Annotated in this window: 20 protein-coding genes; 9 read left to right on the plus strand and 11 right to left on the minus strand. The window is 62.7% G+C overall.

The window, feature by feature from the left end:
* Window positions 1-108 precede the first annotated feature (108 nt).
* Window positions 109-2,019, plus strand: coding sequence for a diguanylate cyclase domain-containing protein (locus RHM62_RS16720; protein ID WP_322123177.1), 1,911 nt, complete (start codon window positions 109-111; stop codon window positions 2,017-2,019).
* On the opposite strand, the gene RHM62_RS16725 is transcribed toward RHM62_RS16720, so the two are convergent.
* Entirely contained in the window at window positions 2,009-3,301 is a 1,293-nt protein-coding gene (locus tag RHM62_RS16725) for a M23 family metallopeptidase (protein ID WP_322123178.1), read from the minus strand. The two genes, RHM62_RS16720 and RHM62_RS16725, sit on opposite strands and share 11 nt — an antisense overlap.
* A gap of 131 nt (window positions 3,302-3,432) precedes the next feature.
* Here RHM62_RS16725 and RHM62_RS16730 point away from each other — a divergent pair, with 131 nt between their 5' ends.
* Genes RHM62_RS16730 through RHM62_RS16745 form a run of 4 tightly spaced genes read left to right on the plus strand, consistent with a single transcriptional unit; the run spans window position 3,433 to window position 8,197 of the window.
* Complete coding sequence (locus tag RHM62_RS16730; RefSeq protein WP_322123179.1) at window positions 3,433-5,625, plus strand: type I secretion system permease/ATPase; 2,193 nt, start codon at window positions 3,433-3,435, stop codon at window positions 5,623-5,625.
* The gene (locus RHM62_RS16735) at window positions 5,609-7,006 is read left to right on the plus strand and encodes an HlyD family type I secretion periplasmic adaptor subunit (protein WP_322123180.1); all 1,398 of its coding nucleotides are present in this window, start codon (window positions 5,609-5,611) and stop codon (window positions 7,004-7,006) included. The genes RHM62_RS16730 and RHM62_RS16735 overlap by 17 nt, the downstream gene beginning before the upstream one ends.
* 39 nt (window positions 7,007-7,045) lie before the next feature.
* Window positions 7,046-7,897: an archaetidylserine decarboxylase gene (gene asd, locus RHM62_RS16740; RefSeq protein ID WP_322123181.1), complete on the plus strand. Its 852-nt coding sequence runs from the start codon at window positions 7,046-7,048 to the stop codon at window positions 7,895-7,897.
* A 9-nt stretch (window positions 7,898-7,906) separates the two neighbouring features.
* Entirely contained in the window at window positions 7,907-8,197 is a 291-nt protein-coding gene (locus RHM62_RS16745) for a 2Fe-2S iron-sulfur cluster-binding protein (protein ID WP_416172336.1), read from the plus strand.
* 101 nt (window positions 8,198-8,298) lie between these two features.
* On the opposite strand, the gene RHM62_RS16750 is transcribed toward RHM62_RS16745, so the two are convergent.
* Together RHM62_RS16750 and RHM62_RS16755 are read right to left on the minus strand one after the other, a co-directional pair.
* Window positions 8,299-9,024, minus strand: coding sequence for an LrgB family protein (locus tag RHM62_RS16750; RefSeq protein WP_322123183.1), 726 nt, complete (start codon window positions 9,022-9,024; stop codon window positions 8,299-8,301).
* Window positions 9,021-9,353 carry a CidA/LrgA family protein gene (locus RHM62_RS16755; protein ID WP_322123184.1) on the minus strand — a complete coding sequence of 111 codons (333 nt, stop codon included), beginning with the start codon at window positions 9,351-9,353 and terminating at the stop codon, window positions 9,021-9,023. Before RHM62_RS16755 ends, RHM62_RS16750 begins: the two co-directional genes overlap by 4 nt.
* A gap of 112 nt (window positions 9,354-9,465) precedes the next feature.
* Between RHM62_RS16755 and RHM62_RS16760 the strand changes: the two genes are divergently transcribed.
* From RHM62_RS16760 to RHM62_RS16775, 4 genes are all read left to right on the plus strand, one after another.
* Window positions 9,466-10,164 (plus strand): cytochrome c4, encoded by a 699-nt coding sequence (locus tag RHM62_RS16760; RefSeq protein WP_322123185.1) that lies wholly within the window; start codon window positions 9,466-9,468, stop codon window positions 10,162-10,164.
* A gap of 8 nt (window positions 10,165-10,172) precedes the next feature.
* Window positions 10,173-11,438 carry a cytochrome c gene (locus RHM62_RS16765; RefSeq protein ID WP_322123186.1) on the plus strand — a complete coding sequence of 422 codons (1,266 nt, stop codon included), beginning with the start codon at window positions 10,173-10,175 and terminating at the stop codon, window positions 11,436-11,438.
* 61 nt (window positions 11,439-11,499) lie between these two features.
* Window positions 11,500-15,504 carry a Pls/PosA family non-ribosomal peptide synthetase gene (locus tag RHM62_RS16770; protein ID WP_322123187.1) on the plus strand — a complete coding sequence of 1,335 codons (4,005 nt, stop codon included), beginning with the start codon at window positions 11,500-11,502 and terminating at the stop codon, window positions 15,502-15,504.
* Window positions 15,473-16,012: a 4'-phosphopantetheinyl transferase family protein gene (locus RHM62_RS16775; RefSeq protein ID WP_322123188.1), complete on the plus strand. Its 540-nt coding sequence runs from the start codon at window positions 15,473-15,475 to the stop codon at window positions 16,010-16,012. Before RHM62_RS16770 ends, RHM62_RS16775 begins: the two co-directional genes overlap by 32 nt.
* On the opposite strand, the gene RHM62_RS16780 is transcribed toward RHM62_RS16775, so the two are convergent.
* The 8 genes from RHM62_RS16780 to RHM62_RS16815 all read right to left on the minus strand — a co-directional run bounded on the left by RHM62_RS16780 (window position 16,009) and on the right by RHM62_RS16815 (window position 26,983).
* Entirely contained in the window at window positions 16,009-17,184 is a 1,176-nt protein-coding gene (locus tag RHM62_RS16780; RefSeq protein ID WP_322123189.1) for a hybrid sensor histidine kinase/response regulator, read from the minus strand. The genes RHM62_RS16775 and RHM62_RS16780 overlap by 4 nt on opposite strands.
* Entirely contained in the window at window positions 17,181-18,023 is an 843-nt protein-coding gene (locus RHM62_RS16785) for a CheR family methyltransferase (protein ID WP_322123190.1), read from the minus strand. Before RHM62_RS16785 ends, RHM62_RS16780 begins: the two co-directional genes overlap by 4 nt.
* On the minus strand, window positions 18,020-21,493 hold the full coding sequence (locus RHM62_RS16790) for a response regulator (RefSeq protein WP_322123191.1): 3,474 nt from the start codon (window positions 21,491-21,493) through the stop codon (window positions 18,020-18,022). The genes RHM62_RS16785 and RHM62_RS16790 overlap by 4 nt, the downstream gene beginning before the upstream one ends.
* Before the next feature lie 122 nt (window positions 21,494-21,615).
* Entirely contained in the window at window positions 21,616-22,551 is a 936-nt protein-coding gene (locus RHM62_RS16795) for a pseudouridine synthase (RefSeq protein WP_322123192.1), read from the minus strand.
* Entirely contained in the window at window positions 22,548-23,393 is an 846-nt protein-coding gene (locus RHM62_RS16800) for a rhodanese-related sulfurtransferase (RefSeq protein WP_322123193.1), read from the minus strand. Before RHM62_RS16800 ends, RHM62_RS16795 begins: the two co-directional genes overlap by 4 nt.
* A gap of 118 nt (window positions 23,394-23,511) precedes the next feature.
* Entirely contained in the window at window positions 23,512-24,276 is a 765-nt protein-coding gene (locus RHM62_RS16805) for a hypothetical protein (protein ID WP_322123194.1), read from the minus strand.
* Window positions 24,277-24,288: 12 nt separating this feature from the next.
* Entirely contained in the window at window positions 24,289-26,244 is a 1,956-nt protein-coding gene (locus tag RHM62_RS16810; protein ID WP_322123195.1) for an EAL domain-containing protein, read from the minus strand.
* Between the two features lie 31 nt (window positions 26,245-26,275).
* Complete coding sequence (locus RHM62_RS16815; RefSeq protein WP_322123196.1) at window positions 26,276-26,983, minus strand: transglutaminase-like cysteine peptidase; 708 nt, start codon at window positions 26,981-26,983, stop codon at window positions 26,276-26,278.
* Between the last annotated feature and the right edge of the window lie 4 nt (window positions 26,984-26,987).

Consider the following 26,987-nt stretch of genomic DNA (forward strand, 5'->3'; position numbering starts at 1 on the left):
TTAGTTACATGGTGTTATGATTTTCATCAACCTTTGGTGTCGCGGCAATGCGGTGCTATGCGACTTCCAGCAATCTCTCGCGCATGACTTTACGGAGACATCAAGCCCATGACACAGCAAAAAGTCCCCCCCGCATGGACGAAACCACCCTCCCGCGTTGCGTTCATCAAAGGCAATCTGACAGCGATACTGGTCTGGCCTGTCGGTTGTCTGACATTAGCGATAGCGATCTGGGTCATCACCCTGTCGATCATTCAATCCGATCATGAATTTATAGAACGTAATGCCCGCAAAAATGCGTCGTACATCGCCACATCCTTTGCACAGCAATTGACACGCTTGCTCGATCAGGCGGATCAGACCGCCATCCATTTGCGTCTGGACTGGCGGCAAAGTAATGGCCGCCTGAAACTCGACACACTGCAAGGACAGGGCCTGTTCCCGCACAACGGCTTGCTCTCTGCAACGATCCTCAATCGTCAGGGTGACGTCGTCACCAGCACCCGCAACATAAAAACAGGCGTGAACGTGGCGCAGATGGCGTACTTTCTGACCCAGCGTAATGCTACCGAAGACCAGCTTCACATCGGCCCGCTGATGTCCGGAGGCTTGTTCGACAAACCGACGATACAACTGTCACGCCGCTTGCAAGATGCCAGCGGCGCGTTCGATGGCGTCATCGTGATCTCGGCCGAATCGGCTTACTTCACCGCGTTCTTTGATAGCGCCAGCCTGGGACAGGCTGATTTGCTGGCAGTGATGGACAAAGAAGGCGGGATGCGCGGTTCACGCATCGGCAATACGTTGTATCCGGCCGATAGCCCGGCAATCCGCAAGATGCCGATGCTGGTACCGGCACAGCGCGGCGTCATCGTCGCCTCCGACAACACCATCTTTGCCGATGGCGAGGGCCGCTATCTGGCATGGCAAGCACTGTCCGCCTACCCTTTTGTCACCTTGATCGGCCTGTCGGAACAGCAATTGCTGGCACCCTATGTCGATACCTGGGACACCTATCGACAAGGGGCGATGATTGCGTCGATTTTCCTGCTGGTATTATCCCTGATTGGCATCGTCATGTCAGTGCGCATGGCACAGCGACATTATCAATCAGAGGAAATCAAACGCACGTACCGGATCGCGACCGAGGGTGGCAACGAGGGTTTCTACATGCTGCGCGGGCTGTTCGATTCCGAACAGCATCTGACTGACTTCCTGATTGAAGATTGCAACGAGCGCGGTGCGTTGTTAATCGGCAAGACACGCGAACAACTCATCGGCTCCCGTTTTACCGAGCATAACGAGGGCATCCACCAGAAAATCATGCTCGGCGTATTTCGCAAGGCCATGCAGAGCGGCTTTTACGAGGATGAATTCGAAGTGATCGACGATAGTCCGCTGCATGGCACCTGGTTACATCGTCGCCTCGTCAGGGCCGACACAGGACTGGCGATGACACTGCGCGACATTTCTGCGCTCAAGAATCACAACACGGAGCTAACCCGTGTCGCCAACGAAGATGCACTCACCTCGCTGCCAAGTCGTCACTGGCTGACCAGTTTCCTGCCCGCGGCCATCGAGCGCAATGCCAACGCCGGCACCATGCTGGCCCTGCTGTTCGTCGACCTCGACGGCTTCAAGAGCGTCAATGACACGCTCGGACATGCCGCCGGCGACGAATTGCTGCAGCAAGCGGCCAAGCGCCTGCAATCGGTACTGCGTCCGGGCGACCATGTAGTCCGGCTGGGCGGCGACGAATTCACCGCCATTCTCGAACCCATCATGTCCGAAAACGACGCCACCCGCGTCGCCGTGCGTATCGTCGAAGCCTTCAACCGGCCGTTCGAATTAAGCCAGGGAATCAAGTCGGTTGGCACCTCAGTGGGCATCAGTTTGTTTCCGCGTGATGGCCAGGAATCAGATGCCCTGCTCAGGAACGCCGATATCGCCATGTATCGCGCCAAGTCGGAAGGCAAAAACCAATACCGGATGTATGAAAAAGAAGCGGCTAGCGCCTGACGAAATGCGAGCGGGTCGAGGCCGACAATTGCGTCTCGTACCAGTGCACCAGATGATCGAAGCGTTCCAGCTGATTTGCCGGCAGCGATGCTTGCACACTGCGCAACAAGGCCGGATCGAATGGCCGGCCCAGCCGGCGTAACTCATAGTGCAGATGCGGCCCGGTCGCCAGTCCCGTCATCCCGACCGTCCCCAGCAAGTCGCCCTGGCGCACCGCCATGCCTACTTTCAAGCCTTTGCTGAAGCCTTGCAGATGGCCGTAATACGTCGACAAGTCATCGGCATGCCGGATCAGCACCAGATTGCCGTAGCCGCCCCGCACACCGGCAAACTCGACCACGCCATCGGCCGTGATCCGCACCGGCGTGCCGGCCGGCGCGGCAAAATCAATGCCGGTATGGGCGCGCCAGGCTTGCAGGATCGGATGGAATCGTGCCACCGAATAGCCCGAAGTCATCCGTGAAAACACGATGGGCGATTGCAGGAAAGTCTGTTGTACCGGATGGCCATCGGCACTGAAATACGGCCGTTCGCCGGTGCCCGCGCCATCAAACAGATACGCCGTATGCGTGCGCTGCGGCGTTACCAGCCGGGCTGCCAGAATGCGACCCGGTCGGCCGATCTGCCCCTCATTGAATTGCATTTCGAACAGCACCGTGCCCTTGAATCCTTGCGTCAGGTCCCGGTGAAAATCGAGCTCGCCCGAGAACAGCGCCACCAGCTGATCAACGATTTCTTCCGGCAAACCGATCGTATCGGCCGCCATATACAGTGCGCCGCCGGACAGCGCCGGTGGTTCGTCACCAGCCTTCGTCGCTTCGCGGATACGCAGCTCGCCACCGATCATCGTCGCCATCCGCATCTGGCGCGCCGACACCGAATAGAACACCGCCAGCGGCGTATGGAGTTCGCTCCATTCGACCCATACCTTGCTGCCGCGTACCGGACGCTGCGGCCAGTCGCGCGTAGCCGCCTGCATCAGGCGTGACGTCCAGGCATCAGCCGGTGCATGAAGACGCGCCAGGATGGTTTGCCAGGTGTCGTTCTGCGCCACCAGCATCGGTCCGCTCCAGGTCGATGCGCGGCCATCGGCTTTCGGTATACCGTCGTAGACGAAGTCCTGCGGTGCCGCTGCCGTCGGGCTGCCGGCACGACCGCCGGCCAGGCCGAACGACACCACTTCAAGCACAGGCTCGGGCGCCGCGCGCACCGCACCGGCGAAGCAGCAAAATAAAAACAAGACAAACGCCAGTTTGATGGACTGTAATTCGATTGGTCGCACGAAGACTTTCGGAATGGCCGGGGCGGCCCATGCTAACGTGATTTTCCGGCTGTCGTTTGATATCGCCCTCAATACCGCCTCTATTTACGTTTAAAATCGCGGGCACCAGAACGCACACCACAAGGCTTTTCATGCGTGACAACGAACATCCTCCCGAGGCACCGGAACCCATCCCGCCTGCCTGGTCGCTGCCCCGTGATGCGATGCAAGCCGATGATCCGCTGGCCGAGTGCCTGGTCACGCTGACCCGCTTGCGCAACCAGCCGCATTCACGCCAGACGCTGACCGCCGGCCTGCCGCTGGAAAACAACCGCCTTACTCCCGAACTATTCATTCGTGCTGCCGCCCGCGCCGGCCTGTCGGCACGCATCGTCAAACGAGCACTGCCGCGCATCAGCCAGCTGACGCTGCCGGCGGTCTTGCTGCTGATGGATGGCCAGGCCTGCATCCTGACCCACAAAGGCAACGACGGCACAGTGCGCATCATCCAGCCCGAATCCGGCGACGGCGAACTCGAGATCGACCTCGATATCCTGCAAGCGTCCTGTACCGGTCATGTGATTTTCGTGCGGCCGATGTTCAAATTCGATAGCCGCGCTGACAAGGACGACACGCCCGCCGGCGGTCACTGGTTCTGGACCCCGCTGCGGCAATCCTGGCGTATCTATTCCGAAGTCCTGATCGCCTCGCTGCTGGTCAATGTGTTCGCGCTGGTGCTGCCGCTATTCACGATGAACGTGTACGACCGCGTGGTGCCGAACCAGACCTTCGATACGCTCTGGGTACTGGCTATCGGCGTGGCCATCGTGTTCCTGTTCGACTTTGCGATGCGCAGCCTGCGCGGTTACTTCATCGATGTCGCCGGCAAAAAAATCGACATGGCGCTGTCATCGGCAATCTACGAAAAAATCCTCGCGATCCGGCTGGCGGTGCGTCCCAAGTCGGTCGGCGGCTTTGCCAACAGCCTCACCGAATTCGAATCCTTCCGCGAATTCCTGACCTCAGCCACCATCACCACGCTCATCGACCTGCCATTCACGCTGCTGTATTTGCTCATCATCTGGTGGGTCGGCGGGTCGCTCGTGCTGGTGCCGATCGTCGCGATTCCGCTGATCCTGATCCCGAGCATGCTGCTGCAACGACCGCTGGCACGGGTCATCAACCAGACCTTCACGGTCGGTTCGCAACGCCAGGCCACGCTGATCGAAACCCTGGCCGGCCTCGATACGATCAAGGCCATCTCGGCCGAAGGTCCGGCCCAGCGCCGCTGGGAACAGCTGGCCGGACAGATTGGCAAGCTCAGCCTGCGCGCCCGCCTGTTGTCGGCCGCCAGCATCAATACCGGCATATTGATCCAGCAACTGGCCAACGTCGCGCTCATCATCGTCGGGGTCTACCTGATCGCCGACAAGGCCTTGTCGATGGGCGCGCTGATCGCCTGCACGATGCTGGCCGGACGCACGCTGGCACCGCTGTCGCAGGTCGCCGCGCTGGCCACGCGCTTCCACCACGCCCGCACCGCGCTGATGGGGCTGGACCGCATCATGAACCTGCCGGTCGAACATCCGCCCGGCAAGAGCTTCGTGCACCGGCCTGATTTTCAGGGCGGCATCGAATTCCAGAACACCAGTTTTGCCTATCCCGACCAGCCGGTCGAAGCCCTCAGCAAGGTCTCGTTCAAGATCGCGCCGGGCGAACGGGTCGGCATCATCGGTCGCATCGGCTCCGGCAAATCGACCATCGAAAAACTCATCCTCGGCCTGTACCAGCCCAGCGATGGCGCGATCTGGATCGATGGCGTCGACCAGCAGCAGATCGACCCGATCGATCTGCGTCGCCACATCGGCTACGTGCCGCAGGACCCGGTGCTGTTCTTCGGCAGCATCAAGGACAATATCGTCATGGGCGCACCGCACGCCGACGATGCCGCGATGCTGCGCGCAGCCGATATCGCCGGCGTCACCGAATTCGTCAACCGCCATCCGCAAGGCTTCGACCGCGCCGTCGGCGAACGCGGCGATGGCCTGTCCGGCGGCCAGCGCCAGTCGGTCGCAATTGCCCGCGCCTTGCTGCAGGACCCGAACGTGCTGGTGCTCGACGAACCCACCAATTCCCTCGACAACCGCTCCGAAGAGAACTTCAAGACACGCCTGTCGCAGCAACTCGGCACCAGGACACTGATCCTGATCACGCATCGCGCCTCGATGCTGACGCTGGTCAATCGCCTGCTGGTGGTCGAAGGCGGCCGCATCATCGCCGATGGTCCGAAAGAGCAAGTGCTGGAAGCCTTATCCGGAGGAAAACTGCATGTCACGAAAGTTTAAATCTCCGCTCGCCGTCTGGAACAGGAAGCTCCAGCAACTGGTCCTGCCTGCCGGTACCGACGACGCCGAGCACCGCGCCGACATCGAATTCATGTCCGACAGCAGTGCCGCGCTGGTCACCGGCGCGCCGCGCTTCGGCTCGCTGATCATCCGGGGGGCGGTGCTGTTCGTCATCATCGCGGTGGTCTGGGCGGCCTTTGCCCCGATCGATGAAATCACCATCGGCGAGGGCAAGGTGATTCCGTCAGGCCAGGTCCAGGTGATCCAGAATCTCGAAGGCGGCATCGTCTCGGAGATCCCGGTACACATCGGCGAACTGGTGCAGCAGAACCAGATCGTGCTGGTGCTGGACAAAACGCGCTTCTCGTCATCGGTCGATGAAGTCACGGCCAAGTACGAAGCGCTGCAGGCGAAGATTGCCCGCCTCGCCGCAGAGACTGTCGGCAGCGCCTTTATCGCGCCGCCCGAACTGCTACGCGCCAATCCGAAAATCGTCGACGAAGAAAAACAGCTCTACCAGAATCGCCAGCGCGAACTGGAATCGGCGCTGACGGTGCTGCGCGAACAGGCCAACCAGCGCACCCAGGAATTGCGCGAGAAACGCGCCCGCATGATCCAGCTCGAAGAAAGCCAGCGTCTGGTCACGCGTGAACTGACGATCAGCAAGCCGATGGTCGCGCAAGGCGTGCTGTCGGAGGTCGAAGTGCTGCGACTGGAACGCCAGGTTAGCGATTTCCGTGGCGAAGCCGAAGCCGCACGTCTGGCCATCCCGCGCATCGAACAGAGCATCGCCGAAGCCCGCGCCAAAGAAAACGGCCAGCTCGCCAAGTTCAGGTCGGACGCCGCCACCGAGCTCAACCTGGCCCGCTCCGAGTTCGAGCAATCGCGCGCCTCGGGGGTCGCCATGGCTGATCGTCTGGCCCGCACTGAAATCCGCTCGCCGGTCGCAGGACTCGTCAAGACCCTGAAAGTGAGCACCGTCGGCGGCGTGATCCAGCCCGGCATGGAACTGATGGAAATCGTCCCGATTGCCAACAACCTGCTGATCGAAGCGCGCGTGCGGCCTGCCGACGTGGCCTTCCTGCATCCGGGCCAACACGCCACCGTCAAGCTCAGCGCCTATGATTTTTCGATCTACGGCGGGCTCGACGCGACCCTCGAAAACATCACGGCCGACTCGATCACCAACGACGAAGGCGAAAGTTTTTATCAGGTGCGGGTCCGTACCATCAAGAACAACCTCGGTGCCGGCGACAAGAATCTGCCTATCATTCCGGGCATGATGGCTACCATCCACATACGCACCGGCAAAAAAACGGTGCTGAACTACTTGCTCAAACCCGTCATCAAAGCCAAGCAGGAAGCATTGCGCGAGCGCTGATGCCGGTACAATCCGGCCATCATTTTTTTGAAAGTTGCCGTGGCTGATCCCGCTGTCCTGCTCCAATACCTGCTGCCCAAGCAAGCCATCACCTGGTTTGCCGGGAAAGTCGCCAACGCCGAAGCCGGCAGCATCACTACCGGCATCATCCGGCGCTTCATTGCGCGCTATCAGGTCAACATGGCCGAGGCCGCCAATCCGGACATCAGCAGTTACGCCAGCTTCAATGCCTTCTTCACGCGGGCCTTGCGCAGCGATGTGCGGCCGATCGCCGCTGCCAGGTTCATCTGCCCGGTCGATGGCGCAATCAGCCAGTTCGGCCCGATCGAGCGCGACCAGATTTTCCAGGCCAAGGGCCATGCCTATTCGACCACCGCGCTGGTCGGCGGCGACGCCGCGCTGGCCGCACAATTCCAGGATGGCAGTTTCGCCACCATCTATCTCAGTCCGAAGGATTACCACCGCATCCACATGCCCTGCGATGGCCGCCTGCTGCGCATGATCTACGTCCCGGGTGAACTGTTCTCGGTGAACCCGGCCACCGCGCGCGGCGTGCCCGGCCTGTTCGCCCGTAACGAGCGCGTGGTCTGCGTATTCGAGGGTATCGATGGTCCGTTCGTGCTGACGCTGGTCGGCGCCACCATCGTCGGCAGCATGGCCACAACCTGGCACGGCGTGGTCAACCCGCCGCGCACGAAAGCCGTGCGCGAATGGCGCTACGACGACCAGCAGATCGTGCTCAAGAAGGGCGACGAGATGGGACGTTTTCTGCTCGGCTCGACGGTGGTGCTGCTGTTCCCGGCCGGACGCCTGCAATTCAATCCGGCGTGGCAGGCGGTGTTGCCGGTGCGGCTCGGCGAACCGATGGGCGATGCCGCCGGCATGGCCTAACAGCCGGGAATTCAAGTGCTGTTTTCTGCCCTGCTCAAGGACCAGCAATGGCGCTTCGAAGTCCCGTCATCACTGACGCTGATGGAAGCCGCCCGCCTGGCCGGCATCACGCTGCCCAGTTCCTGCCGCAATGGCACTTGCCGCACCTGCCTGTGCCGCTTGCACAGCGGATCAGTGCGCTACACCGTCGACTGGCCCGGACTCAGCGCCGACGAAAAGAAGGCCGGCGACATCCTGCCATGCGTCGCGGTACCGCTGTCGGATGTGGTGATCAGGGAGCCGCGGGCGAGCAGACAGTGATGGTTAGAGGATTGATGGCGGCAACCAGTGCATTTGGTGCAATAACCGAAGGGCATTGCACCGCGTGCGCCTCAAGCGCATCACGCCTACAAATACTCCCACTAAATCACCCCCAGCAGCTTCAACCCCAACGGCAACAACAACGCCGTCATCACCCCCGACAAGCCCATCGCCAGCCCGGCAAACGCGCCCATTTCTTCGCTGACCTGAAAACCGCGCGCAGTGCCGATGCCGTGCGCAGTGACGCCGAGCGCGAAGCCCATCACCTTGTGATCAGTGAATTTCATCCAGGTCAGGATGGTGCGTGCCAGCGTCGCCCCGAGGATGCCGGTGGCGATCACCATCACGGCGGTCAGCGACGGCAAGCCACCGATTTTTTCGGCGATACCCATCGCGATCGGCGAGGTGACCGACTTCGGGGCCAGTGACAGGATGGTCACCGGCGACGCGCCCAACGCCCAGGCCACTCCCATTGCCGTAGCGATCGCCGCCGTGCTGCCGGCCAGCATGCCGACGAGCAGCGCAAACCAGTCGCGCCGCAAAGCCGGCAATTGCTGATACAGCGGAATGGCCAGCGCCACCGTGGCCGGTCCGAGCAGAAAATGCACGAATTGCGCGCCATCAAAATACGTCTTGTACGAGGTACCGGTCAGCGTCAGCACCAGCACCAGAATGGCCACCGCGATCGCCACCGGATTGGCCAGCGGATTAAATCTGGCGCGCTGGTAAATGAGTGACGCTAGCTGATAGGCCAGCAATGTCGCGGTCAGTCCGAGCAGCGGCGACGCCGCCAGATAGACCCAGATCTCGTTGAGCTTGGGCGTCATTTCTGCAAGGCCCGCACGACCGCTGCGGTAACCGCAATCGACACCACAACGCTAACCAGCAGCGCCATCGAAATCGGTAGCCATTCGGCCGCGATCAGCCTTGCATGGACCATGATGCCGACGCCGGCCGGCACGAACAGCAGCGACAGATGGCGCAACAAACCCATCGCCGTCGGTGCCAGTTTGTCGACCATCGCAGGGCGCATCATCAGGTACGCCAGCAGCAGCACCATGCCGATCACCGGACCGGGTATCGGCAACGACAACGCGTACGACAAGCCCTCACCGAGAGCCTGGAAAACCAGCAGCGTAGCGAATGTGGCGATCATCAAACCTCCGGATTATTCAGATGAGCGAGTCTAGCATTGGCGCATTTGCCGGCCGGCGTCAACGGGAGCAGTAGAATGCAAGCCCCGATCATCCGGTCACATCGCTGCTGACATGACATTCACCGATCTATCCCGCGTTCTATTTCCATTGCTGCTGGCAGCGGGCACCGCCTTCGCGGCTCCCGCCCTCGAAGACAGCATCGCGCAGCGTGCTCTCGCCTGCATCGGCTGCCACAACGTCGACGGCAAGCGCGGCGCCGATGGCTACTACCCGCGTATCGCCGGCAAGCCGGCCGGTTATCTGGCCAACCAGCTGATCAATTTCCGCGAAGGCCGGCGTGCTTATCCGCAAATGATCTATATGGTCGACAACCTGTCGGATGCCTATCTGCATGAACTGGCCGGCTATTTCTCGGCACTGGAAGTGCCGTACCCGCCGCCGCAAGCGCTCGCCGTCCCGGCCAGCGTGGCCGCCCGCGGACAACTGCTGGTGCAGCACGGCGATGCCGCCAAAAACATCCCGGCCTGCATTGCCTGCCACGGCAGCGCACTGACAGGCGTGTCGCCGGCCATTCCCGGCCTGCTCGGTTTGCCGCGCGATTATCTGGCAGCGCAATTCGGTGCCTGGCGCAACGGCACGCGTCACGCCGCCGCCCCCGATTGCATGCATAAAATCAGCCTGCAACTGAGCACCGATGACATCGGTGCCGTCGCCGCCTGGCTGTCGGCGCAACCGGTACCGGCGGGTGCCAGGCCGGCCACTTCGCTGCCTGCGACCATGCCGCTGACCTGCGGCAGCGCGCCACAATGATGACATCCATGAAACGATTCCTACTGGTCGCCCTGTTCCTGCTGCTGGCGATACCCGCCTTGCTGATCGTGAAAGAGTTCATCCACACTCCCGGCCATGACGCCACCGGCGTACCTATCACCGGCTCCGCAGTCCAGGTCGCGCAGGGCAAGTACCTGGCGCTGGCGGGCAATTGCATGGGCTGCCATACCGCGCGCGGCGGCCAGCAGTATGCCGGCGGACGGCCGATCGCGACCCCGTTCGGCACGATTTATTCGCCCAACCTGACCCAGGACCGCACCAGCGGACTGGGCACGTGGTCGGCCGATGATTTCTGGCAGGCGCTGCATAACGGCAAATCGCGCGACGGGAGCTTTCTGTACCCGGCGTTCCCGTACACCAATTACACACGGATGACGCGTCCCGACAGCGATGCGATGTATGCCTACTTCAAGACGCTGGCACCGGTAGCGCAGGGGAACATTCCGAACACGCTGCGCTTTCCGTACAACCAGCGGCCATTGCTGGCGGCGTGGCGCGTGCTCTACTTCACGCCAGGCACGCAGCCGGTCGATGCCGGCAAATCAGCCGAATGGAATCGCGGTGCCTATCTGGTCGAAGGCCCCGGTCATTGCAGCGCCTGTCACGCCAGTCGCACCACGCTCGGTGGCAGCCGCGGCGGCCTCGACGGTGGTCTGATTCCGGTGCTTGACTGGTATGCGCCATCGCTGACTTCGAGCAGCGAAGCCGGCCTGGGCGACTGGCAGCAATCCGACATCGTCGACCTGCTGCACACCGGCATCTCGGCGCGCGGCGCGGTATTCGGTCCGATGGCCGAAGTGGTTGGTGCCAGTCTGCAGCATCTGTCGACACCGGACTTGCAGGCGATGGCCGGCTACCTCAAATCGCTGCCGCAAACCAGCGAGCCGGCCTTGCCACAGGTGGTGCTCGATGAACGCACACAGCGGCTCGGTAGCAAGCTCTACGAACAGCATTGCGTTAATTGCCACCGCGCCGATGGCAACGGCATTCCGCCTAACTATCCGCCGCTGGCCGGCAACCGTGCCATCACGATGGCGTCTGCCATCAATCCGATCCGCATCGTCCTCAACGGCGGCTTTCCGCCCAGCACCGGCGGCAATCCGCGGCCGTATGGGATGCCGCCCTTTGCGGCCGTGCTCAGTGATGACGAAGTCGCCGCCGTGGTGTCTTATACGCGGGCGTCGTGGGGCAATGCGCGGTCCGCCGTGACGGCCTTCGAAGTGGCCCGCAACAGGGCGGTTCCGGGCGACTGACTTCCAGCGTTCGCGCCATCGGCGGCATGCTACCCTCTGCGTTTTCCGTCTTTGGTTTCAGATGAATTCCTCGCCGCTTTCCGATGCACTGCCTGACATCCTGCACGGCCCGTCCCGGCCCGACCTGATCCGCAACGAAATCCTGGCCGATCTGTTCGAAGCCAGCGCGCAGCGCACGCCGGAGCAGGTTGCCCTGATCTTCGACGAGCGCCAGCTGACCTATGCCGAACTCGACGCCGCTGCCGACCGCATTGCTGCCGGACTGATCGCCAGCGGCGTCGGTGCCGGCCAGCTGGTCGGCCTGTGGCTGCCGCGCGGGATCGACCTGCTGATTGCCCAGCTCGGCATTGCCAAGAGCGGTGCCGGCTGGTTGCCCTTCGATGCCGATACGCCGGTCGAACGGATCGCGGTCTGCCTCGAAGATGCCAACGCCGCCGGCATCGTCAGCTGCCTGCACTTTGCACCGCAACTGGCGATCGCCCCCTGCCCGGCCTGGACCATCGACACCCTGCTCGCCACCACCACTGATGCCAGACGCAGCGGGGTGCGCGCGCACGATCCGGCCTATGTCATCTACACGTCCGGCTCGACCGGCAAACCGAAGGGTATCGAGATCAGCCAGGGCGCGATCTGCCATTTTCTGCGCAGCGAAAACGCGGTGTTGGGCGTGTGCGAGTCGGACCGTGTCTATCAGGGTTTTTCGGTCGCCTTCGACATGTCATTCGAAGAAATCTGGATCAGCTATCTGGTCGGTGCCACGCTCTGGCTGGCCCCGAAAGAACTGGCCGCCGATCCCGAAGCCTTGCCGCTGGCGCTGGCCAATAACGCGGTCACGGTGCTGCATGCGGTGCCGACGCTGCTGGCCCTGTTCAGCCACGACGTCGACAGCCTGCGCCTGATCAACCTCGGTGGCGAAATGTGCCCGCAGGCGCTGGTGGCGCGCTGGGCCAAGCCCGGTCGCCAGCTGTTCAATACCTACGGCCCGACCGAAGCGACGGTGTCGGCCAGCCTGGCCGCACTGCAGGCCGGTGAGCCGGTCACGATCGGCCGGCCGCTGCCCAACTACGGCCTGATGGTGATCGATCCCGATCCGGTCCATGCGCTGACGCTGCTGCCGCGCGGCGCACTCGGCGAACTGGCCATCACCGGTCCCGGCGTGGCGCTCGGCTATCTCGGCCGGCCCGACCTGACCGCAGAAAAATTCCTGACCAATCCGTGGTCGACCGGTGAGCATGACCGCCGCCTGTACCGCACCGGCGACCTGGCCCGCATCGACGAGCACGGTAATGTCGATTGCCTCGGCCGCACCGATTCGCAAGTCAAGATCCGCGGCTTTCGCGTCGAGCTCGGCGAGATCGAAGCGGTACTGGTCGAGCAGGCCGGCGTCGGTACCGCCGCCGTGCTGCTGCGCCAGGAAGCCGGTATCGACCAGCTGGTCGCCTTCCTGGTCGCCGATGGCGCCACGGTGCCGACACCGGCTGCGCTGCGCGCCGCACTGATGCAGGTGCTGCCGCCCTACATGGTGCCGGGGCACTACGAAACCCTGGCCGAGATGCCACGCCTGACCTCCGGCAAGATCGATCGCAACAGTCTCAAGGCACGTCCGCTGGCGTTCATTGCCGTCGATGCAGCAGCGTCGGACGCGCCGCTGAACATGGCCGAAGAAGCGCTGTTCGGCGCGCTCGGCAAGCTGTTCCCGGGCCAGCCGATCCGGCGCACGCTGGACTTTTTTAGCGACCTCGGCGGCCATTCGCTGTTTGCCGCGCGACTGGCCTCGGCCTTGCGCGCCGACCCGCGTTTTGCGCATGTGACCGTCAGCGATATTTATAGGAACCGGCTGGTCGGCCGCATCGCCGACGTGCTGGCCGAAGCGCCACCGGCGACTGTCGCGCCGGACCTGAACTGGACCCCGCCGGCGACCTGGCGACGCTGGTTGTGCGGTGCCGGCCAGGCCGCAGCGATTCCTGCGCTGGTCGCCTTGCGCATGGCGCAATGGCTGGCACCGTTCTTCACCTACCACTACTTCACCGGCGATCCGGGTGACTCGATCGTGCGTGCCATTGCCATCTCGGTCGGTGTGTTCATGCTGGCCACGCTGCTCGAATTCGGCTTTGCCATCGTCGCGCATCTGCTACTGGTACGACGCCTGAAACCCGGCCGCTATCCGCTCTGGGGACTGACCTATTACCGCTGGTGGCTGGCCGACCGCGTGATCGAATCCGCACCGGCCTATCTGCTGAGCGGTTCGTCGCTGTATAACGGCTGGCTGCGTGCGCTCGGTGCGCGCATCGGCCGTGATGTCGTGATCGGTTCGATGACGCTGCGCGCCGCGCATTTGTTGACCATCGGTTCCGGCAGCAGCATCGGCAACGCCACCAACTTCGAGAACGCACGGGTCCAGCACGGCGAACTGATCATCGGTGCGATCACGCTGGGCGAACACACTTGCGTCGGCTCGTATTCGATTTTGGAAGGCAATACCCGCATCGGCGACTACGGCCATCTGGATGCCCAGTCCGCCCTCAGCGATGGCATGGCGATTCCGGCCGGCCGCAACTGGAGTGGCTCGCCGGCCAGCGATACCGGCCCGTTCGACATGACATCGAACCCGCCGCGTCCACCGGTGTCGCGCTTGCGTCTGAGCGGCGAAGCGGTTTATTTCGTGTTCGGTGCGCTGCTGATCACGACGTTGTTTTTCCTGCCGGTGTTCCCGAGTTTCATGCTGATCGACTGGCTCGATGATGCCGACCGGTCGCCATGGCTGCAGAGTTCCAACGAAGCCTTCCAGCTGACCAAGTACTTCATCATGGCCTGCCCCGCAGCCGCGGTGATGATCCTGTGTACCGCGCTGCTGTCGGCCGGTATCCGCTGGGGCTTGCTGCCGCGCTTGCAGCCCGGCACCTGGCCGGTACACAGCAATGTCTACTGCCGCAAATGGCTGGTCAACCAAATCCAGGAGTCCAGCCTGCACGTGCTGCACGGCGTCTATGCGACGGTGTTCGCGCCGGTCTGGTACCGGCTGCTCGGTGCCAAGGTCGGGCGTGATGCCGAGATCTCGACTGCGCTCGGCGTGGTGCCCGACATGCTGACTCTGGGCGATGAAACCTTCATTGCGGACGCCGTGCTGCTGGGCGACGAGCAGATCGATGGCGGCTGGATGACGATGCAGCCGACCGTGATTTCGCGGCGCAGCTTCGTTGGCAATTGCGCCTACATCGCCGACGGCACCATCCTGCCCGAGAACGTGCTGATCGGCGTCTATTCGCGCGCTCCGGAAAACCATCTGATGAAAGACGGCGATACCTGGTTCGGTTCGCCGCCGATCAACTTGCCGGCACGCGAAACCGTCGCCGGTTTTCCCGAACACCTGACCTACCGGCCATCACCGCAACGCCGGCTGGCGCGCGGCCTGGTCGAATCCTTCCGCATCATCGCGCCGCATGCGATCGTCACCGCCGTCGGCTACACCGTCGTGCTTGACCTGATGCCGCTGGCCGGTGCCGGCGTCTGGTGGCCGGTGCTGCGCAGCCTGGCGCTGACCGGGCTGGCGTATGGTGCCGGCAGCTTCCTGTTCGTGGCCTTGCTCAAATGGCTGGTGCTGGGGCGTTACGGCAAACGTAGCGTGCCGATGTGGACGCCTTTCGTGTGGCTGTCGGAAGCGGCCTCGAACCTGTACGAAGGCGTCGCGGTGCTGAACTTCATGAACTACCTGCGCGGCACGCCGATGCTGCCGTGGGCGTTCCGCCTGCTCGGTTGCAAGATCGGCCGCGGGGTCTACATGGACACCACCGACATCACCGAATTCGATTGCGTGACGATTGGCGACTATAGCGAAATCAATGCACTGGCCTGCCCGCAAACCCACCTGTTTGAAGACCGCGTGATGAAGATCGACCACGTCATTATCGGCAAGCGCGTCTACATGGGACCGCGCAGCTCGGTGCTGTACGGTGCGGTCGTCGGTGACGATGCGCGGCTGGGTGCGCTGACACTGGTGATGAAAGGCGAATTCATTCCGGCCGGATCAAGCTGGCGTGGCTGCCCCGCTGCACCGGCAATTTTCTGACATGACGCTGGCAGTGCAGCACTGGCCGGGACCGCTGCTGATGCCGGCATCGGGTTTGCTGCTGATCGGCCTGCGCACGCCGCAGGGCGAAGACCGTACGCAAGCGCGCTTGCTGGTGCGGCAGGCGCTGGCCAGCGTGGCAAATGTGAGCGCCGGGGCTGGTGTGTCGATCTCGCATGCATCCGGCTTCTCGGTCGCTGCCGTGCATCGCCATGGCCCGGTCGGCATCGACCTGATGCGTCTTGAGGGCGGGCTGATACCGGACTGGAAAGCCGTAGCGCGGGACTATCTCGGACCGGCTGCGGTGGCGCGGATTGCTGCTTGCAATGACGACCGGCGGGCCCGCTGCTTTGCGCAGGAATGGACGCGGCGCGAAGCGCAGCTCAAGCGGCACGGCTGCGGGCTGGTGGAATGGGCCGACGCGCCGCTGATGCGGGATGGCAGTTATTCGCCACTGGCGCTGCAGGAGAGCTATGTCGGGGCGGTGGTGATCGGATCACCGGATTAAGCCCCGGTCGCTGGCATCGGCAAGCTCAGCGCAAACAGCGCACCGTCGCCCTCGACGCTGGCGACCTCGAGCGTGCCGCCATGCGCTTCAGCGAGCTGCCGCGCGATGTATAAACCCAGTCCAAGGCCCTCGCGCACGGTGTTCGTGCCGACCCGTTCGAACGGCGCAAAGATGCGCTGCTGATCCTCCAGCGCGATACCGCCGCCATGATCACGTACGGTGACGATGGCATGACCGGAATCGGTGGCCAAGCTTACTTCGACCGGCTTGCGCGCGCCGTAGCGCAGCGCATTAGTGAGCAGATTGATGATGATTTGCTCGACCCGGAAGTCATCCCAGCTACCGCAGATTCCATCAGTCGCCAGCAAGGTGATACAGCTGCCGGCGATATCTGCCTGCGGCTCGAGATCGCTGACGACTTGCTGCAGCAGTACCGACAAATCGACCTCCGTCGCGCGAATCGACAGCTTGCCGCTGCGAATGCGCGAGACATCGACCATATCGTCGATCAGCCGGATCATGCTCTTGATCTGGCGGCCGTCGCGCGCCACCATGCGCCGCAACTGGGCCGGTGCAAACGCATCGGCATTGCCCCGATCGAGCTGCATGCCACGCAGCTGGCTTTCCAGTAGCAAGGTATTGAGCGGCGTGCGCAGTTCATGCGCGACCATCGACATGAAGTCGTCGCGCAGCTGCAGCGAATAACGCAATTCCTCTTTCATGGCCAGCAGTTCGCGCTGGCTTTTTTCCAGGGCATCGACCTGGCGCGTCATTTCATCCTGCTGCCGCCGCATCGCCACGAAGACGTTGACCTTGCTTTGCACGGCGGCGATGTCGAGCGGCTTGTACAAAAAATCCACCGCGCCGGTCTCGTAGCCCTTGAACGCATGGTTGAGTTCCTTACCGGCCGCGCTGACAAAGACGATCGGGATGGCGCGCGTGCGTTCGGTACCGCGCATCAGTTCGGCCAGCTCGAAGCCATCCATCCCCGGCATCATCACGTCGAGGATGGCGAGGGCAAATTCATGCTCGAGCAGCAGTGCCAGCGCGGCTACACCGGAGCGCGCCTGATAGATGATGCGGTCGTCCTGCTCGATGATTTTCGACAGCGCCAGCAGGTTCTCCGGCAGGTCGTCGACGATCAGTACCTTGATGCCGGCAATGGTCGTCATTGCGCCTTCTCCGGCACGCTCTTGCGATAGATGCGCTCGCTCCTGGCGACTGGTTCGAACAGCGCGGCGTGGCCGGAAAAATCGACACTTTCCTTGCTGCCGAGTCCCAGGAATCCGCGGTGGCACAAGGACTCGTGGAACAGCCCGAGCGCACGCTCCTGCAAGCCGCGGTTGAAGTAGATCAGCACGTTGCGACAGCACACCAGATGGGTCTCCGAAAACACGCTGTCCGTGGCCAGGCTGTGATCCGAAAAACTGATGCGCTCGAACAGCGACCGGTCGAACAGCGCCGCGCCATACGCCGCCGTGTAGTAATCCGACAGGCTGGCACGCCCGCCTGCCCGCTGGTAGCTCAGCGCGTACTCGCCCATCCGGTCGAGCGGATACACGCCTTTGCGGGCCCGTTCCAGCGATTGCGGATTGATGTCGGTGGCGTACACGATGCAGCGTTCCAGCAAGCCTTCTTCATGCAACAGGATGGCCATCGAGACGACTTCTTCGCCGGTGCTGCAACCGGCAATCCAGATCTTCAGTGACGGATAGGTTTTCAGGATCGGCACGACCTGCTCGCGCAGCGCCAGGAAATACGCCGGATCACGAAACATTTCGCTGGTCGGGATCGTCAGGTATTGCAACAGGCGGGCAAAGGCATCGGCATCGTGCAGCACGCGCGACTGCAGCTCGGACACCGTCGCGCACTCCATCTGCGCGGCCGCATGCAGGATGCGCCGCGCTTGCGACGCGCCCGAATAATCGCGGAAGTCGTAGCTGTAGCGCAGATAGATCGCCTCGACGAGCAGGCCGATTTCGATGTCACTGGTCGATAGCGCCGGCCTCACAGTCGCTCCATGTTCGGCAGCCAGACCCGCAGCAGCGAATACAAGCGGTCCAGGTCAACCGGCTTGGCCAGATAATCCGAGGCACCGGCATTGATGCAGTGTTCCTGGTCATCCTTCATAGCCTTAGCCGTGATCGCGATGATCGGCAGGTGGCGAAAGCGCGCGTCGGCGCGGATGCGGCGGGTCGCTTCGAGGCCGTCCATGCCGGGCATCATCACGTCCATCAGTACCATGTCGATGTCGGCGATCAGCTCGAGCTGGCTGATCGCTTCGAAGCCATTGCGACCGACCACCACCTCCAGGCCCTGGTGTTCGAGCGCGCTGGTCATCGAGAAAATATTGCGCACATCATCATCGACCAGCAGCACGCGCCGTCCCTCGAAGACGCGATCGCGGCTGCGTGCCGCCCGGAGCATGCCCTGGCGTTCCAGCGACAGTTCGGATTCGACCTTGTGCAGAAATAGCGTGACTTCGTCGAGCAGGCGTTCGGGTGAGCGCGCGCCCTTGATGATGATGGAGCGCGAATACTTTTGCAGACTGGTTTCTTCCTCGCGCGTGAGGTTGCGACCGGTGTAGACAATCACCGGCGGGAAGGCGCTGATCAGGTCGGTGCCCATCCGCTGCAGCAGTTCGTGGCCCTGCATGTCAGGCAGCGACAGGTCGATGATCATGCAGTCGTACGTGACGCTATGCAGTAAGGCCATCGCTTCTTCGCCGGACGCCACCGCGGTGATTTCGACATCGTCGTCGCCGATCAGATGCACCATGCTTTCGCGCTGGCGCACGTCGTCCTCGACCAGCAGCACGCGCTTGACGGTTTGCGTGGTCTGCCCCTCGATCTGCGTGAAGATCTGTTCGAGGCGCGCCCGCGTGGCCGGCTTGGTCACATAGCCTGCAGCGCCCTGCTGCAGCGCCGTGCGGGCGCGATCGGAACCCGAAATGATATGGACCGGAATATGCCGCGTGGCCGGATCGGCCTTCAGGCATTGCAGCACCGCCATGCCGGAACCGTCCGGCAAACCGAGGTCCAGCAGCACGGCATCAGGCAAAAAAGTACCGGCCATCTCCAGCCCCTCGGTAGCACCATGCGCCACCAGGCACTGGTACTGCATGTCGTGCGCGAGATCGAACAGGATGCGCGCAAAATCGGCATCGTCCTCGATCACCAGCAGCGTGCGGCCATCGCTGAACAGGTGCTGGCGGTCGTCGCTGAAGGCGGCCGGCGGTGCCGCCGGTGCCGGTGCCGGTACCGGTGCCGGCGTAGCGCGCGCGGCGGCGACTGCCGATGGCGGCCGCAGCACCGTGACCGGCTCGGCCACAGGCGCCAGCGTCGCCATCGCCGGCAACACCAGCGTGAAGGTACTGCCCTCGCCGGCCACGCTGGCCAGCGTGATTTCGCCGCCCAGCAGTGCAGCAAGATCGCGTGAAATCGACAGTCCCAGTCCGGTGCCGCCGTAGCGCCGGCTGGTCGTGCCATCGGCTTGGCGGAATGCTTCGAAAATCACTTCCTGCTGGTCGGCGGCAATGCCGATGCCGGAATCGCTGACCGCAAACCCCACCCTGCCATCGGCCTGCTGGTGTACCGTCAGCGCGACCTGCCCTTCGCCGGTGAACTTGATCGCATTCGACAACAAATTCTTGAGAATCTGCTCGACGCGCTGGCGATCGGCAAAAAAACTGGCCGGCGCATCGGCCGCGAGCTGTGCCGAAAACCCCAGCTGCTTCTGACGGGTCATCGGTTCGAAGGTCATCCGCAACGACGCCATCAGCTGCTCCAGCGGAATCACGTCCGGTGCCAGTTCGAGCTTGCCGGCTTCGACTTTTGAAATGTCGAGGATGTCATTGATCAGGTCGAGCAAGTCATTGCCAGCCGAATAAATCGTTTCAGCAAACCGGATCTGCTCGTCATTGAGATTACCGGAGCGGTTGTCGGCCAACAGCCGGGCCAGGATCAGCGAACTGTTGAGCGGCGTGCGCAGTTCATGCGACATGTTGGCGAGGAACTCGGACTTGTAATTGCTGGCGCGCTGCAGCTCGGTGGCACGCTCTTCAAGCTCGGCCTGGACAATGCCGAGGTCGCTGTTTTTCTGGTCCAGCACGACGGCTTGCATGCCGAGCTGATGGTTGCTCTGCTCCAGCTCGGCCTTCTGGTTTTCCAGCACGACCTGGGCGACTTCGAGTGCGCGCGACTGTTCTTCCAGTTCGTCGTTGGAGGCGCGCAGTTCTTCCTGCTGCGCCTGCATTTCTTCATTGAGCTGCTGGGTTTCGGCCAGCACTTCCTGCAGGCGGGCGCGATACATTGCGGCTTGTAACGCGCTGCCGATACTCGCGGCCAGCAATTCCAGCAGCTCGACACTGCGTTCGGCCGGTGCCTGCAAAAAGCCCAGCTCGAGCACGCCATTGACTTCGCCATCGTGCGTCAGTGGCAACAGCAGCACATGGCGCGGTGAGGCCCGGCCAAGTCCGCTGCTGACTTTCAGGTAGTTGTCCGGCACCGCATCGAGGCGCAGCAAACGAACGCCGAGTGCAGCCTGACCGACCAGACCCTCGCCCGGCCCGACCGTCCGGCCGAGTTGCGCGTCGTCGTTGGACAGGCCGTAATTGGCGGCCCGCTGCAAGCTGCCATCGATCTGCCGCACATACAGTGCGCCGACCGTGACATCGATGGTCCCGGCCAGAAAATCGAGAACGCTGTGCCCCAGCTGCGGCATCGTCATCTGGCCCAGATTCCGGCTGGCCAGCCGGCTCTGGCCGCTGCGTTGCCAGGCCTGGCGTTCCAGCAGCGCGGCATGAAGCTGGTGCTCGGACAGCGTGCTGCCGTAGACCGCCGACAGCCGCATCAGGTCGCGCCGTCCGAGGAAGGCCAGCAAGCCGGTGATCGACAAAATCAGGATCAGGTACAGCACGACGACATTGATGGTGGCGTCGCGCGCGCTGTCCATGCGTTCGCGCCGCAAGCGCTGCTCGACGTCGAGGAAGAGGCTCAGTTCGGTGCGGATCAGGTCGAACTGCAATTTGCCGCGACCGCTGCGCACCATGCCGACGGCATCGCCGCCCTGACGACGCAGCATGATCGCGTCCTGTGCGAACAGGTCCCAGTCGGCAAGCCGCTTGGTGATCATATCCAGACGGGTGACCTGGGTCGGATTGTCGCCGACCAGCACGGCCAGAGCGGCGATGTCGACCTTGATTCCCGGGCGGGCGGTGTCGTACGACGACAGAAAATTTTCATCGCCGGTGATCACGAAGCCGCGTATGCCGGACTCCATGTCGACGGCCAGCTTACTGATTTCGTTGGTATTGCCGATGACCCGCTGCGAGTGGTCAACCGACTTGAGTTCAGATAGCAGATACAAGATCAGCGCGACGAAAATCAGGGCGCTCAAGCCGCCGCCGGCCAGCGGCAAAGTGATGTTGCGCGCGAGGATGCGGCGAAAGCTGGTTTGATCCAAAGCAGAAGCGTCTGGCATGTTGATCCCGAAGTTAGGCTGCGAAGTCTAACGTACAAAAAGGTACGCATGAACAAACAAATCGATACTTTGCGTAGTAAATGTTACCGCCAGGAAGTTGCCTGAAGCGATACGGAAAAGGTCTACAGGGGATCGTTGCAACCCGTCCCGAAATGCAGCGCGAAGCGGCTGTCGAAATGGCGCGGCAAACCCGATAACGGGTCGGTGAACTCCAGCGACTTCGCCAACAATTGCAGCGGCTTGCTGTAATCGGGTGGCATGCCGGATGCCGCTTCGGGCAGGAGATGCGGGTAGATCCGGTCATGCAGGATGGGAATGCCAAGCGCCTCCATCTGCACCCGTAACTGGTGGCGCTGCCCCGTCGACGGATGCAGCGCATAGCGGGCCAGCTTGCCCTGCACTTCGAGTAATTCGATGCGTGTTTCGGCATTCGGTTCGCCATCGACTTCACGCATTTTCATGAAGTGCTCCGCATCGATCAGGCGGCTGCGCACCTGCATCGGGAATTGCAGCGCGGGCAGCCAGGGCGCGATTGCTTCGTAGTGCTTGGTCACGGCGCGGTCACGAAACAGACCCTGATACACGGCGCGGGTGGCGGGCTGTATCGTGAACAGAACCAGGCCGGCGGTTTCGCGGTCGATCCGGTGCATCGGTGCCAGCGTCTCGATGCCGAGCTTGCGCTTGAGGCGCACCAGCAGCGTCTGTTGCAAATAGCGGCCGGCCGGTGTGACAGGCAGGAAGTGCGGCTTGTCGACGACCAGTAGCGTGTCATCCCTGAACAGTACGACTTCATCGAACGGGATCGGGGCTTCGGCCGGCAGGCTGCGGAAATAAAACACCTTGGTATGGGCGCGATACAGCGACTGCGCATCGAGCGCCACGCCGGCCGTATCGAGTACGTCGCCTTGCGCCATGCGCGCCTGCCAGGCATCGCGCCCGATCGCCGGGAACTGATACACCAGAAAGTCGAGCAGCAATGGCCAGGGACCGGGCGGCAAGGCAACCGCACTGGCACCGACGCCGTCCCGCACCGGCAGGCTGATCGCCGTGCGTGTCACGAGCCGGACTGCGCGAGCCGGCGCGCGCGCTGCAAGCGCCACTCGCCATCGGGCTCGCCGTCGTAGACATCCTCGAGCGTGGTGGTGGTTTCATTGAGGTGCGTGTCGAGCGCAATGCGGTTGTCGAAGACGAAGCACTCGCCTTGCCAGTCTTTGCCGGCGTCCGGCATGGTCTGGAAATAATTCAGGATGCCGCCGTCGAGCTGGTAAATCGCTATGCCCATATCCTGCATCCAGGCGCTGGTTTTTTCGCAGCGGATGCCGCCGGTACAGTACATCGCCACGCGCTTGCCGGCAGCTTGCCAGGCCGGAGCATTGGCTTTGATGTACTCCGGAAAATCCCGGAAATTGGCAACCAGCGGATCGACCGCGTTGTTGAATTTGCCGAGGCGGTATTCAAAGCTGTTGCGGTTGTCGATCACCACCACATCATCGGCGGCGATCAGTTCGCGCCACTGTTGCGGGCTGACGCTGATGCCGGTCGGGCGCACCGCATCGATGCCGGGCACGCCCATGAAGACAATCTCGCTCTTGCGATGGATTTTGAGCCGGCCGAACGGCGGCGTGACACAGCCGCTGCGCTTGAAGACGATGCCCGTGAACCGCGGGTCGGCCGCCAGTGCCCCCTCGAATGCATCGAGGTCTGCAGCGGTTCCGGCCAGCACGCCATTGATGCCTTCTTCGGCCACCAGGATGCTGCCGAGCAGCGCGCTGGTCAGTTCGCGCAAGTGCAGGACAACGGCATCGGGATCGGGGAGTACGACAAATTTGTAGAAGGCGCTGTGCTGGAGTGGCTGCGCGGAACCGGAAGAAGCAGGGGAGTCGGGAGTAGAGGAAGTCATATCCGGATTGTCGCAGATTGCGACTATGGTCGACCATCGGCAATGTCACCGGCACGTGCCCCGTCCAGACAATCGGTTGAAGGTCGATTCGATCGGTGCCGATTTTCAAGCCGCGACATCATGCTGCAATACCGGCCTGCGCCAATGCCACAGCGAGCGAACCGGCCGGTAGATTTTTTTCGCGTAACGGGATGCAAACCAGCCTGCCGGGTGATGCCACGGTCCATGGTTGCGGCACCTCCCCGCACAGCACGATGCGCGGCGGCAGCGGCCAGCCTGACCGATCTGACGCAGTGCGCACGGGCCGGTCCAACCGGTCCGGCATACGCATGTCGTCCTCGGTCAGCGACTGCTGCATCAGCGCGATCATTTTCCCGTTGGCACGGCTGATCAGCATCAACCGGCCATCATGTACGGTCCCGAACCAGTCGTCGCGGTCGAGCTCGCCCTGCCAGCGCGTCCATGCCGCCAGGCAATGCGGCATCAGTTGCACACCCCGCAGCCGGTTCCGGGCAAGGATGTCCTGCAACGCACTGTGCACGTGTACGGGCAAGGCTGCGGACAGGCAGGGCTTGCGGGAGCGGGTGCGGGTGCCGGCGCTGGTCTGGAAAATCCAACCGGCCACCGGCGTCAGCGGTGGCGTCACGATGCCAAGCCGGAACCAGTCATCGGACAGCACCAGCGTGACCCGCTCGCCGGCGCAAGCGGCCTGGTCCAGCGCCGCTTGCAGCTGGGCTGCCAGAAATAACTCCGGACTGGTTCCGCCCTGCCAGGACCGTTCGACCGGCACGCCGGTGTGATGGCCGAAGCGGTCACGCCGCACCAGCGCAAGACCGGACTGCGAACACCCGATATGCCAGCGCGGCCCGAACAGGTCAAGCACGTGACAGCACGATCACATCCCGGCTGGCATGCCAATGCCGTAACCTTGTACGCCATCGACTTTCAGGGTGGCTAGCATCGCACGCTCGGCGTCTGTCTCGACCGCCTCGGCAATCACCTGCACATCCAGGCCGTGGGCAATCTTGCAGATGGCTTCGACCAGGAACTGGTTGTCGCGCTGCGTATCAATGGCGCGGATGAAGCTGCCATCGATCTTCAGGTAATCGAGTTTGAGCGTAGCCAGATAGCCGAACGAGGCAAAGCCGCGGCCGAAATGGTCCATGCCGAACTGTCCGCCATGCCGGTGCACGAGATTGACCAGCGTGCGCAAGGCCTCGATATGATCGAGTGCGCCGTATTCCGGCACTTCGAAAGCAATCCGCTTTGCCGCCACCGGATCGGCTCGCAGTGCGGCATCGAGCCACGTAATGAAACCGGGATCCTGCAGCGTCGCCGGGAACAGGTTGACGGCGACGATGCTCTCGCCATAGCGGCGCTGCTGCAGCCGCGTCAGTACCTCGGCCACCACCAGCCGGTCGATCTGCCGGATCAGCCCGAGCCGCTTGGCCATCGGCACGAACACCACTGCCGGGATCAGCTGACCATCCTCGCCGGTGACCCGTAGCAGCGTCTCGTAATGCAGCACGGTGCGCTCACCGCTATTGCGCAAGACCGGTTGCAAATGCAGCACGATGTTCTTGCGCTCGATCACGTCGCGCAGGAATTCGCTCCAGCGCGTGGCCGTCAAGGCAACCACGGCAGCGCCGCGACTGACATGGACATGAATGGTGTTCGGGCCCTTGGTCTGCGCAGCACGCAGGGCCGTATCGGCTTCGGACAGAAACTCACTGACGCTCTGATGCCGGTACATCGCCAGACCGATGTGACCGACATCGTCGCTATCGGCCAGGCCGCGCTGATGCAACTGCGGCAGCGCGGCCGCCAGCCGTTCGCCCAGCGCGATGGCTTCGTGTTCGCTCACGTTCGATAGCACCAGCGCAAAAGTGGCACCGGCCAGATGTGCCACGAAACAGTCGGGACCGGCATCGGTTTGCACGACCTCGTCAATGACATGGACGGCACCGCGCAGCAATTCGTCGCCGGCGGTGTAGCCGCGCCGTTCGTTGAGTGCCTTGAACTCCTTGAGCTCGAACAGCAACAGCGCGCCGGTATGGAATTCCTCGTCCGATGCCAGTAACTGCTGCAGCTGCAAATCAAAATAGCGCCGGTTCGCCAACCCGGTCAGCGCATGCCGATAGCTATCGGTGCGCAAGCGCTCCATCGCGTCGGCCTGGTCGTCAAACATCGCCTTGATCTTGCGGGTCATGCGGTTCATCGCGACGACGACACTGCGCAATTCGAGCGTCCACGGCAGCTTGTCCTGGACCGGATATTCGCGGTCGCAGATTGCACGGGCTTGCGCTTCGACCAGATGCAGCGGTCGCAATATCAGGCGCAAGGCGAGCATGGCCAGCAGCGAGGTGATCACCAGTACAGCAAAGAACCACCAGAACGACTTGACGCTGCTGGTCCACAGCGTGGCATAGGCGGACGCCGGATTGGCGGCCACGGTGATGGTACCGGCCTGCTGCCAGCCGGCCATGATCAGGGCCTGGCCGCGCGGCGTCTCGATCGGCAATGCGCGGACAAACCAGGCCGGCACATCCGGTATCCGCGCCGGTGCCAGGCGCTGCACCAGCGGCTTGCCATCGAGTCCGGCCACCGTCACTTCCTGGTAGTAGCCGCTGTCAAAAATCAGGCTGACCTTGCTATCGACCAGGATCATGTCGCGCTCGGCGAAGTCCTGCGACAGGCTCAGACCGAGCGAGGTCGCCGTGTCCTGCGAAATCGTCTTGAGCTGGTTGTCGAGGTAGGTGCGCGCATCCGATACGCTGATGGCGACGGTGCCGGCAAACAGCAGCAGGAACAGCGCGATGATCACGGCGGTAAGTTGTCGCAGGAGAGTCATGATTTCCTCGGGAGGTTGTTCAGGCGATGCATCAGTCGAATTCCTTGCCCATGCGCGCAATGAGTCCGCGCCACAGGCTGATATTGCCCGAGCCGCCCTTGACGGCCTTGCCGTCGCCGCGCGCCTTGGCCAGCCACAGGCCGTCACCATTGAAGCTGTAGACCGGCGTCAGGTCGGGTCGCTGCGAGGCCGGCTTGATCTCGGGAATCAGGTTATCCAGCACCAGCGGCATGGCCCCCGGCGTGGCGTAATAGGTCAGCACCATGTGCGCCTGGCTGACCGGGTTGATGTCTCGTGCCTTGACATACGTGATGCGCAATTTGTCGATCGACACGCCGAGCGCCACCAGCGAAAAATACTTGGCAATCGAAAAATCCTCGCAGTCGCCGCCATTGCTGGCCAACATTTCGGTCGGCGTCGCCCAGTAGTCTTCGCGGCCCCAGTGCTCGAGGTCCGAGACGAACGGTATCGTATTAAAAAAATCATTGACCAGCCTGAGTTTGTCGGCTTCGGGGAGCCCGTGCGCGCCACCGACCAGCTGCTGCCACGCCACCAGTCGCTGGCGCGCACCCGCACCGTACTTGAGTTCGGCTCCGGCCAGCACGCGTGCCGGCAAGACGATGTCGGACTCGACCGAGCGCACGCCGGCGATGTCGCTGCACAGCAGCGCCAGCAGCAACAGGCAACGGCCGGCCAGCTGACCAATCCGTCCCGGATCAGGCATCGGCTTGGACGACACGCGA

This window comes from Actimicrobium sp. CCC2.4, from assembly GCF_034347385.1.
In the GTDB taxonomy this organism is placed as follows: Bacteria; Pseudomonadota; Gammaproteobacteria; order Burkholderiales; family Burkholderiaceae_D; genus Actimicrobium.